The organism is Bradyrhizobium valentinum (assembly GCF_001440405.1).
GTDB lineage: Bacteria > Pseudomonadota > Alphaproteobacteria > Rhizobiales > Xanthobacteraceae > Bradyrhizobium > Bradyrhizobium valentinum.
In genome coordinates this window covers 26,229-35,337 of the sequence record NZ_LLXX01000229.1, presented here as the reverse complement: position 1 = coordinate 35,337, position 9,109 = coordinate 26,229, and the positions used below count along the sequence as shown (strand labels likewise).

The 9,109-nt window shown below is 61.0% G+C and carries 11 protein-coding genes and 1 pseudogene; 2 read left to right on the top strand and 10 right to left on the bottom strand.

The features are described from left to right. The coding region (locus CP49_RS39705) for a response regulator (protein WP_057855521.1) at window positions 1–434 on the top strand (434 nt) is incomplete at its 5' end. Between the two features lie 19 nt (window positions 435–453). On the opposite strand, the gene CP49_RS39700 is transcribed toward CP49_RS39705, so the two are convergent. The 4 genes and pseudogenes from CP49_RS39700 to CP49_RS39685 all read right to left on the bottom strand — a co-directional run bounded on the left by CP49_RS39700 (window position 454) and on the right by CP49_RS39685 (window position 5,226). After that, complete coding sequence (locus CP49_RS39700; protein ID WP_082646471.1) at window positions 454–3,174, bottom strand: bifunctional diguanylate cyclase/phosphodiesterase; 2,721 nt, start codon at window positions 3,172–3,174, stop codon at window positions 454–456. Window positions 3,175–3,266: 92 nt separating this feature from the next. Beyond that, window positions 3,267–3,794, bottom strand: coding sequence for a hypothetical protein (locus CP49_RS39695; RefSeq protein ID WP_057855520.1), 528 nt, complete (start codon window positions 3,792–3,794; stop codon window positions 3,267–3,269). 417 nt (window positions 3,795–4,211) lie between these two features. Further along, window positions 4,212–4,703: a YciE/YciF ferroxidase family protein gene (locus CP49_RS39690; protein WP_082646472.1), complete on the bottom strand. Its 492-nt coding sequence runs from the start codon at window positions 4,701–4,703 to the stop codon at window positions 4,212–4,214. 69 nt (window positions 4,704–4,772) lie between these two features. Then, window positions 4,773–5,226, bottom strand: a pseudogene (locus CP49_RS39685) (PPC domain-containing DNA-binding protein). Window positions 5,227–5,538: 312 nt separating this feature from the next. Here CP49_RS39685 and CP49_RS39680 point away from each other — a divergent pair. Further along, a complete protein-coding gene (locus tag CP49_RS39680) occupies window positions 5,539–5,889 on the top strand; it encodes a hypothetical protein (RefSeq protein WP_057855518.1) in 351 nt (116 codons plus the stop codon). Window positions 5,890–5,968: 79 nt separating this feature from the next. Here CP49_RS39680 and CP49_RS39675 read toward each other — a convergent pair whose 3' ends face one another. The 6 genes from CP49_RS39675 to CP49_RS39655 all read right to left on the bottom strand — a co-directional run bounded on the left by CP49_RS39675 (window position 5,969) and on the right by CP49_RS39655 (window position 8,437). Next, window positions 5,969–6,274: a hypothetical protein gene (locus tag CP49_RS39675; RefSeq protein WP_057855517.1), complete on the bottom strand. Its 306-nt coding sequence runs from the start codon at window positions 6,272–6,274 to the stop codon at window positions 5,969–5,971. A 183-nt stretch (window positions 6,275–6,457) separates the two neighbouring features. Continuing rightward, window positions 6,458–6,829 carry a helix-turn-helix domain-containing protein gene (locus CP49_RS39670; protein ID WP_057855516.1) on the bottom strand — a complete coding sequence of 124 codons (372 nt, stop codon included), beginning with the start codon at window positions 6,827–6,829 and terminating at the stop codon, window positions 6,458–6,460. A 10-nt stretch (window positions 6,830–6,839) separates the two neighbouring features. After that, window positions 6,840–6,986 carry a type II toxin-antitoxin system HigB family toxin gene (locus CP49_RS44030; protein ID WP_338060461.1) on the bottom strand — a complete coding sequence of 49 codons (147 nt, stop codon included), beginning with the start codon at window positions 6,984–6,986 and terminating at the stop codon, window positions 6,840–6,842. A 180-nt stretch (window positions 6,987–7,166) separates the two neighbouring features. After that, window positions 7,167–7,346 carry a hypothetical protein gene (locus CP49_RS46810; protein ID WP_057855515.1) on the bottom strand — a complete coding sequence of 60 codons (180 nt, stop codon included), beginning with the start codon at window positions 7,344–7,346 and terminating at the stop codon, window positions 7,167–7,169. Between the two features lie 42 nt (window positions 7,347–7,388). After that, window positions 7,389–7,628 (bottom strand): hypothetical protein, encoded by a 240-nt coding sequence (locus CP49_RS46805; RefSeq protein WP_057855514.1) that lies wholly within the window; start codon window positions 7,626–7,628, stop codon window positions 7,389–7,391. A 431-nt stretch (window positions 7,629–8,059) separates the two neighbouring features. Beyond that, window positions 8,060–8,437, bottom strand: coding sequence for an anthrone oxygenase family protein (locus CP49_RS39655; RefSeq protein WP_338060460.1), 378 nt, complete (start codon window positions 8,435–8,437; stop codon window positions 8,060–8,062). Window positions 8,438–9,109: the final 672 nt, after the last annotated feature.

The window sequence follows — 9,109 nt, the reverse complement described above, 5'->3', positions numbered from 1 at the left end:
TGCCGGCCGATGCCGTCGAGGCGGCCGCGACCGGCAGCGAACCCGCCGCGCGCGGCCGCGGCTACCGCGTCCTCGTGGTCGAGGACAATGACGACGTCGGACAGTTCTCCACCGAGCTGTTGGAAGATCTCGGATACACCGTGCGCCGCGTCGCCAGCGCGGATGCCGCGCTCGCGATCCTTGCCGAGGACGAGTTTTCCGCCGACCTGGTGTTTTCCGACGTCATTATGCCCGGGATGAACGGCGTCGAGCTCGCCGGCATCGTGCGCGAGCGCTATCCCGGCCTGCCCGTGGTGCTGACCAGCGGCTACAGCAACGTGCTGGCGGAGAGCGCCCACCGCGGCTTTGAGCTGATCCAGAAACCCTATTCGGTGGAGTTGCTGTCGCGGATTCTCAGGAAGGCGATTTCCGAGGCGCGCCCGCAGCCGGGCTGAAGCAACCTGGTCTCCAACCTTATGCCGCGGCCTCGACGCCGGCCTTCCCCGATGCCAGCAACGCGCGGACTTCCTGCGCCGGACGCGCCGCGCTGAACAGATAGCCCTGCATCTGCGTGCATCCGAGATTCTGCACGGTCTCGCGCTGCTGCAGGGTCTCGACGCCTTCCGCCGTCGTGATCATGTTGCGGTCGGCGGCGATGCTGACCACCGCACGGATGATCGAGGCCGACGAGGAATTGCGCGTCACTTCCTTGACGAAGGAGCGGTCGATCTTGATCTTGTCGAACGGGAAGCGCTGCAGATATTGCAGCGAGGAATAGCCGGTGCCGAAATCGTCGAGCGCGATGTGAATGCCGAGCGCGCGAAGCTGGTTCAGTGTCGCCAGCGCCGCGTCGTCGTCCGCGATCAGGACGGCTTCGGTGATCTCCAGCTCCAGCCGGCGCGGGTCGAGCCCGGTTTCGTTGAGCGCTGCCGCCACTTTCAGCGACAGCGTTTCCGACCGGAACTGGATCGGCGAAACGTTGACGGCGATGCGGACATGGGCCGGCCAGGTCGCCGCTTCCGCGCAGGCGGTGCGCAACACCCACTGCCCGATCTCCTCGATCAGGCCGGTTTCCTCGGCGACCGGCACGAAGTCGGCGGGCGAGACCATGCCGCGCACCGGATGCCGCCAACGCAATAGCGCCTCGCAGCCGGTGACGCGGTCGCTGTGCAGATCGACCTGCGGCTGATAGTGCAGCTCGAAGCCGCCCTGCGCCAGCGCCTCGCGCAAGTCCGCCTCCAGCTCGCGGCGATGATTGGCCTGCTGCTCCATGGTGGGATCGAAGAAGCGATAGGTTCTGCGGCCGGCCGCCTTCGCCGCATACATGGCGAGATCGGCGTTCTTTAAAAGATCGAACAGGTCCGAGCCGTCACGCGGGGCGATCGCGATGCCGATGCTGGCGTCGCTGGAAAGCTGATGGTCGTGGCAATTGAACGGGGTACGCAGCGCCTGATAGATCCGCGCGACCAGCGCGCGAACATCCTCGGCGCTCCCGATGCCGTTCTGCAGGATGGCGAATTCATCCCCGCCGAGCCGCGCGATGAAATCTTCAGGGCCAACCGACTGGCGGAGCCGCTCCGCCACGCCTTTCAGGAACTCGTCGCCGATCAGATGTCCCAGCGTGTCGTTGATGCGCTTGAACTCGTCGATGTCGATATAGAGGATCGCGAACTCGTGCCCCTCGGTCTCCAGCAGCAATCCCTCCGCATGGCGCTGGAACAGCGTCCGGTTCGGCAGATTGGTCAGCGCGTCGTAATGGGCGAGATGTTCGATCCTGGCCTGGTCGCGCCGCCCCTCGGTGACGTCTTCCAGCGTCGCCGCCCAGCCGCCGTCCGGCGACCGCTTGAAGATCAGCCGGATCGTGCGCCCATCGGGTGTCGAGGTTATGGCGTCCTGAACGAGACTGCCATTGGGGTCGAGAAACCGGGCACAATAGGCGTCGACGTCGCCGACAAAGGAGCCGCGTTCCTGGCGGTGCTGGATCAGGTCGCGCAGATGACAGCCGGGTTTGACCACCTCAGGCGACAGCCCGAACATGTCGATATAGCGCCGGTTGCAGATCACCAGATGGCCCGAAGCATCGAACAACAAGAGGCCCTGCGTCATGTTGTTGATGGCGGTGTCGAGATGCTGGCTCTTCTCCGAAAGCTTGTGCTGCGCGGCGGCGTGCTGGCGGCGTAGCTGGCGCACGATCAGGAACACCATGACGATCACGACAACGATTGCCAACGCCGCTGCAAAAAATTGCAGCCTGGTCTGCGCCCGCCAGTCGGCGAGTGCGGTCTCAGTCCTGGTGGTCGCGACGATGAGGATCGGAAAGTGCGTCAGCGACTTCACCGCGCCGACCTTGTCTTGCGACAATCTCGTGCTGGTGAAGCGTCCCGAAATATTGCCGTCCAGCGCCAGCGCATGCTGAAATGCGGCCGTATTGGCAACGTTGTGGCCGATCAGCGCGTCGTCCTTGGGATAGCGGGCGATGATGGTGCCGTCGCGGTGAATCATCGAAATCGCGGTGTCGCGGTCCAAGGCCAGCGATGCGACGAAGTCTTCGAAGTGGGAAGGTTCAACGCCGCGGACGGCAAAGCCGATGATCTCGCCCTGGCGGCCGGTGATCTTTCGCGCAAAAACCGTCGTCCAGACCTTGGTCACCTTGCTCACGACCGGCTCGACGATCACGCCGGGCGTCGGCTTGCCCGACATGAACTCCTGGAAGTAGCGCCGGTCGGTGATGGTCTTGTCCGCCACCGGCCACATCTCGGACGAATTGATCAGCCAGCCCTTGGCGCTCCAGAGATTCAGGGCGCCCACATGCGGCAACACCGAGAGCTTCGCGCGCAGCATCTCGTGAGCACTCAATGTCGACATCTTGCTTTCGAAGTCGTCGGCGGTGTGGACCCCGTCCGCCCGCAGGCCGGTCACGACGTCTTCCTGGACATGCTGGAGGTCCAGCAATTGCTGGTCGAAATGCCGCGACAGCAGCAGCGCGCTGTTATTGAGTTCGCGCTCGGCGACTTCCAGCGCCCGCTCGCGGTATTGCATGGCGAAATAGCCGGTGCCGAGCGTGATCGCGAGCACGAGCCCCGCGGCGCTCAGGATCAGCCACTGGATCGCGCCCAGCCGGATCCGCCACGGCAGGCCGGCACCAAAACGCGGCCGGCTCTCCGCGATGACGTCTTGCGATGAATTGTTCAGCATTTTCGCTGCCCCCACAGGTGCTTGTTGTAGGGAACACAATCCAAAAGGACGTTAGCAAAGTGAGTTATCGCAAGGTTAAGGTATCAGCGGAATCAGGCGGTTTCCGCCATCTCATCTTCCCTGAGGCTGCACTCGATCAGCGCCCCGTCGATCGTGAACTTCGAAAACAGCGAGGCCGGCGTCGAAGCCTGCAGCGCCGCGAAGTACTGCGAATCTCCCGGGCTCTTCAGGAAGAAGCGGATATGGCTTGCCGACATCGTATCTCGCGACAGCCACACGATGCCGGAGAATAGCGCCACCATCATCTGGGCGTACTGGCTGGCGTCTGCGATCCCCAGTTCGTAAACCGGCGACACGACGACGAAGCGCGCGCGCAGGATGGGCGACGGAAACTTGCTCATCATCAGGCGGCTGACCTGGCAGGCCGCATGAATCCGTTCACCGTCGGAAAGGCAGTGCAGACTGGGGTGGTCGCCTTCCTTGGTCAGCCCGTCATAGGCTGTGAAGCTTCCGGTCGAGAAGGTCGAAAAGTCCTCGCCGACGCTTTCGGCGTCTTTCTTCCATTGGCCCTTGATCGACCGCCAGGACCTGTCCGGCTCTTTCATCGGCAGAAGGCGCATGACTAACCAGGGGTTAATGCAGAAGTTGATGCCGGTATTTTACGGGCAGTCGCTAAACGTTTGCTTACGCTGGCGCTCGCCGCGTAAATATTTGTTCGGCCTCGTAAAACTACTACCCTGGCGAGCGTTCTGCCGCGGCATTTCCTCGCAATATCGGCTTCGGTGCGGCCGGTGGAACGCGTGGAGCGAAGCGATCACAGGAACGATCGGGCCCGCTCCGGGTTCGCCCATATCGGCGTTTCCTTCCCCCGCAACGTCGAACTCGAGCCCCGCCGAACATCCCATGGACGGGGTTGGCGGGGCTCCCTTTGTTCCGGCTGCCACGAGGCTGACGATGACGCTGTTTCGGATACGACCGACAAGGCTGGCGGCGCCTGCCACAGGGACATCCAGCGCCGCCGGCCGGCTACCCGGGCGCTATGCCGCGGCCTCGTAATTGACCGCGGTCTCGGCGATTTTGGTCAGCGTCTCGTCGGTCTTCTTCTCTTCGGCCAGTGTCTGGTCGATCAACTTCACGGCTTGCGGATTATTGAGCTTGGCCGCCCAGGCCTTCAGGGTGCCGTAGCGTGAAATCTCGTAATGCTCGACGGCCTGAGCCGCCGCCAGCAGGCCGGCGTCGAGCGCCGGCGTGTCGGCATATTGTTCCATGATCTCCTTGCCTTCTTCGATAAGGCCTTCGATGGCATCGCACTTCTTGCCGCGCGCGGCCTTGCCAAGCAACTCGAAGATCTGTTCCAGCCGTTCGACGTGCCCCTCGGTCTCTTCGTGGTGCTTTTCGAAAGCGGCCCGCAGCTTGTCCGAATTGGCGGCCTTCGCCATTTTCGGCAGCGCCTTCAAAATCTGCTTTTCGGCGTAGTAGATGTCCTTGAGAGTATCGAGAAATAGTTCGTTGAGGTCCTTCTCAGCCATGACGTCCTCCATTGTTGGCGGGCAGACAACATTGGATCGAACGCGATGGTTCCTAAGCCGCGTGGCCCCTCAGCCGCGCCCGGCGCCAAGATCGATCAGCGCAATCCCGAGCTCCGCCCGCTTCTTTCGTCGAAGCGTTGCGGGGACTTCGGTCAAGACAACTTCGAGCGTCGGCCTCACCGTGCCCGCCAGCAAATGGACCGCCGCGGGTCGAGCCGTCGGCGAGCCCCAGCACGATGTGGACATGAAGGCTAGGCTTGCCGTCATCGCCGACGGCGACATCCCCGATCGCACTGAGAACCTCGCATTGTTCATTGACCTCGATCTTCCGGTAGCTCTTCGAAGCGATGTCGAACCAGCCGACGGTGGCCCGCTCGAAAGCGCCGATCGCCGTCAGCGACGCCGCTGATATCCCCGATTCATTGGCAAAGCGTGTGAGCGCTGCAAACGCCTCCTCGCCTGTGTCAAGAATGATGACGTGAACCTGCGACTGCTCGTCAACGCCGATGCGCTTGCTCTTCATGGGTAACCTCGCGATTGCCGTTCAGGCCGCGATACGTCTGCGGTTCGACGCTTGCGCCCACCTCCCCGAGCGGGTCGCGCGGCACTCCCGGTCAATCGGCACCGATATACATCGTTCCCGAACGATCCGAATTCGAATTCCTTCGCGGTGCCGGAGGCGAGCAGAGTGTAAAGCCGCCTTCAGCGGAACATGAAACCGGAACTGAAACCTCACATCCGTTTGAAATGTCCGGATCACGATACCGGAACGGCCGCTTTCGCTATTCGTTGGCAGAGGTCAGTCACTGCAAGGCCACTACAACGGAGGCAACTTATGAACTTGAAGCTCCTGACAGCAGCGGCTGTTCTTTCCACTGCGGTCGCAGCGCCCGCATTGGCGCAGGATGCTCACGGACGGTCAGATGCCATCCGTCAGCCGCAAACCCAGGACCGCGTCTATAACAGACACAGCGGATTCTGGCCGGGTGAAGTAGCCGCGGGCGTGGTCGGCGGCGCGATCGGGACGGCCGGCGCCATCGCCACGGCTCCATTCCGAAACGACGTCTACGCCTATAATGACGGCTACTATGGCCGCCGCTACTATGGCGGCTACAACAGCGGTTTCGTCTGTCAGCCTGGCACGACGTTCATAGGCCAGGACGGTCGACGTCACATCTGTCAGTAACAAGAACGTATGCGAGACCTAAGGGAGGCGGCACGGCCGCCTCTTTTCTTGTCTGCGGAGCTGGATCCCCTGTCTGCAGTCAGCTAGTCGACCCCGCGCGTTTGGGGACGGCCTCCCCCTTCTTTCGCTTCTTTCCCGGCGGATCGCCGCCGCGATCCACTCTGCTCACCCGCTGGGCGCGCTCTTTGTCCCGAGGCTGCTCTTGTCCGCGTTCGTCGCGGACGATGCCTTGGTCATAGCGATCGTCATGGCGCCTGGCGGTCGATCCCGGCTCCGCCGCTTCGCGCTGCTGCTCCTTGGCTTCCTGCACCAGCCGCTCATCCCCGAGCATTTGCCCGATGATCTGTTTGGTCTGGGCTTCGGCTTTCTGTTGGAACTTGCTCATGGCTAGTCTCCTGGCAATAAGAACGGCGCCGGGGCTCCGATGTTTCCTCTGACAGCTCCAACCTTCGACCGCGCGGCTGCTATCCAGTCCCGCTCTCGAGGCCGGTTCCGTACAATGAAACGATCATGTCGCAGGGCACACTAGACGGGAGCGACGGCGGATCGCCGGAACCGCTCCCCAGTTTCAGGCAGCGACTCGGCTGGGCCGAACAAGCAGATCAGCAGGTATCTTCCAGGCCCCGCTAATCTTGTGAATCATCTCGACCGTCAGGGAACGCCGGCGATTAAGCAATTCGGATGCGCGCGACCGGGAGCCAAGCAGCTCGGCGAGCTCGGCTTGGGTATGTCCCAGCTCTTCGATGGCATAGTTCAGTAGATCGATTGGATCGGAGGCATCGACGCCAGGCCAGCGTGCCTCCTCGTATTTTTCGACAAGCGTCGCAAGTATGTCCAGCTTGTCGCCTTCCTCGGTCCCAATCGCAGCACCCCATAGCTTCTCGATCTCCCGAACCGCCGCGGCGTGATCTTCGTCGTTTCTGATGGGGCGAATTTCCATGTTGCCTCTCCTAGAACAGCGAAACGGTCAAGGCATCGATCCGATCGTATTCGGCATGGGTCCCGATGAACTTGACGAATGCGATACCCCTAACGAAATCGAAGGCGACGATCATTCGAAAATTGCCTCCGGCGATTTGTTCCCGTATTGGGAACAATGCAAGTAGAAATGTGCCCGTTCATAAATGTGCCCGTTCATCAAGTCGCGCAGGGATATTCGAATTTTCCTCGCCAACGCACATCCCTCATCTCGCTGCGCTCATGCGAGCTGCGCTTGCTGGAAGCGGAAGGCGAAAAACAAAAAACGGCGGGGAAATAACCCCGCCGCATGTATCTGACTATCCGATGAGCCATAGCCCCTTGTGGATGTCGAATTTCACCAGACCCTCGTCGCGCATCTTCAGAAGCAGGGATTGGCAGGCTTCCTCATTTGGGAGATTGGCGCGCCGCATGAGCTGGTAGGCCTTGAGCGGCTTCTCGCGAAGCGCATTCAGTATATTCTCGCGATCTTTCAGCATGACTGGTCCTGCAATCCAAAATTGGCGTTCATGATAAACCGCTCAGGCCGCCATGACGAGTTTGATCTGGCCGTCTTCAAGATTTCCCGCCGCGAGCGCGTCGCGCGCCATCTTTTCGATAACAGGCCAATTTGCGAGAAGATATTTTTGGGCCAGCGCCTTCGTCGGCAGCTCGGTTTGGAGAATGCAGCACTGCCGCACGTTCCCGTTCGCGATCTGAAACGATACCGCTTGCGGCCCCTCGATGATCTCCTGTTCGGTGGGTTTGGCAGCAATCCGCATCCGTTAGGTCCTTTGTGATTTCTGATTGGGCCAAGCTGTCGGGATCGACATCAGCCGCCGCGCCTTGGTCCGTTTCTTAAGTTTGCGAATGAGCGGCGAGCCGCTGGCGGCCAGTTAGGACTGATCGTCCTCGGCCTCGGGAGAGCGTTTCGGCCTGTCATCCGCGATTGGCTGCGTGTTGCGGACAGCCTCAGCCAGCATCAGACGCAACTCGTCCTTTGTCATCGGTGGTTGCCGCGTGGTCGACGATTTCCATTGTGCCATGAAGGCTATATGGGGACGCCGGGGCAGGAATTAAACCCCCGACGCCAAGAACTTAATTTCAGGAACTCGGAGCCCGGGTGAGCGCAACGACATCCGGGACTCTTCATCGATTGCATTCCCGCTGTTCTTCTGCAACTTGGGCGAAGGTGAAAGATCGAGCTTTGCTGTCATACAGTCTCTGGGGCGGTCGGTCGCGATATCGTCAATCCGAAAGCGGCGAAAATCAAAGCGATGCCTGAAGCGATCATTCGCACTTGATTCCAGAACTGCCATCGCCCTGAATAGCGTTCCCAAACCTCCCGCGCGGCTTCAATGTCTGCCGGAACAGGCGTCACCGCCAACACCTCGTTCATGGGAACGTTCACAGCCATTGTGAGGAAAAGGCCGAAAACGATATAGACCGCAGCCGCGGCCAAGTACCAGAACGCAGCCAAACTTTGACCGGCAAAGCGCATTGCGGCCGCCGTGAGAACCAGAACGACCGGTGTCAGGAAGAATGCGGGAAAGAACACCGCGTTGCGCACTGAGGCATTCATCGCCTTCATGGCGGCGATTGCGACACGGGGATCCGCCTGATCGAGTCCCCACATCGTCGAGCAGACCCAGGCATAGAAGAATCCGAAAATTGCGCCGCAAAAGACAATGGACGCGATCGACAGCGCTACGAGCAATCTAGGCATTGCAGCTTCCCCAGGGCGATCATTCCGTTCTCACCAATGCAAACCACCAGCAGGCAAATCATCCGCTGAGCGCGTGACCTTTGTCAAAATCACAGTGTTCAGTTCGTAGGATGGGCAAAGGCGTGCAGCGCCGTGCCCACCATCTATCGCCGATCACACTGTGAATGGTCGCCTTCGCTCGTTGAGCTACGGCGGACAAGTCGCTTTGCCCCGCCTACGTGGCGCGGACTGATTTGCCTTGCCTGCAAGGACAATCTTGGTTGCACTACTGCGACAAATCAACCCGACGGGCAAATCACCAAAAGTCTGTCCAGCCCTTCCCGCAAAAATATTTCGCTTAACTTGGCACGCAAATCACCAGCATAACTCCGCCCGTCTCACGGCAGATGAGGGGCGGCTCGCGATCGTCACGAACGTGCGGTGAGATGCGATGGACGCAGATGGCGCGCTAGACGTACGCGCCGGACGCGTACGGCGAAGTCGTGTGGTTCGGGCGTCGCGGTGCTGGCGCTAAGTTGGCGGGAAGTGTCCCGCCGA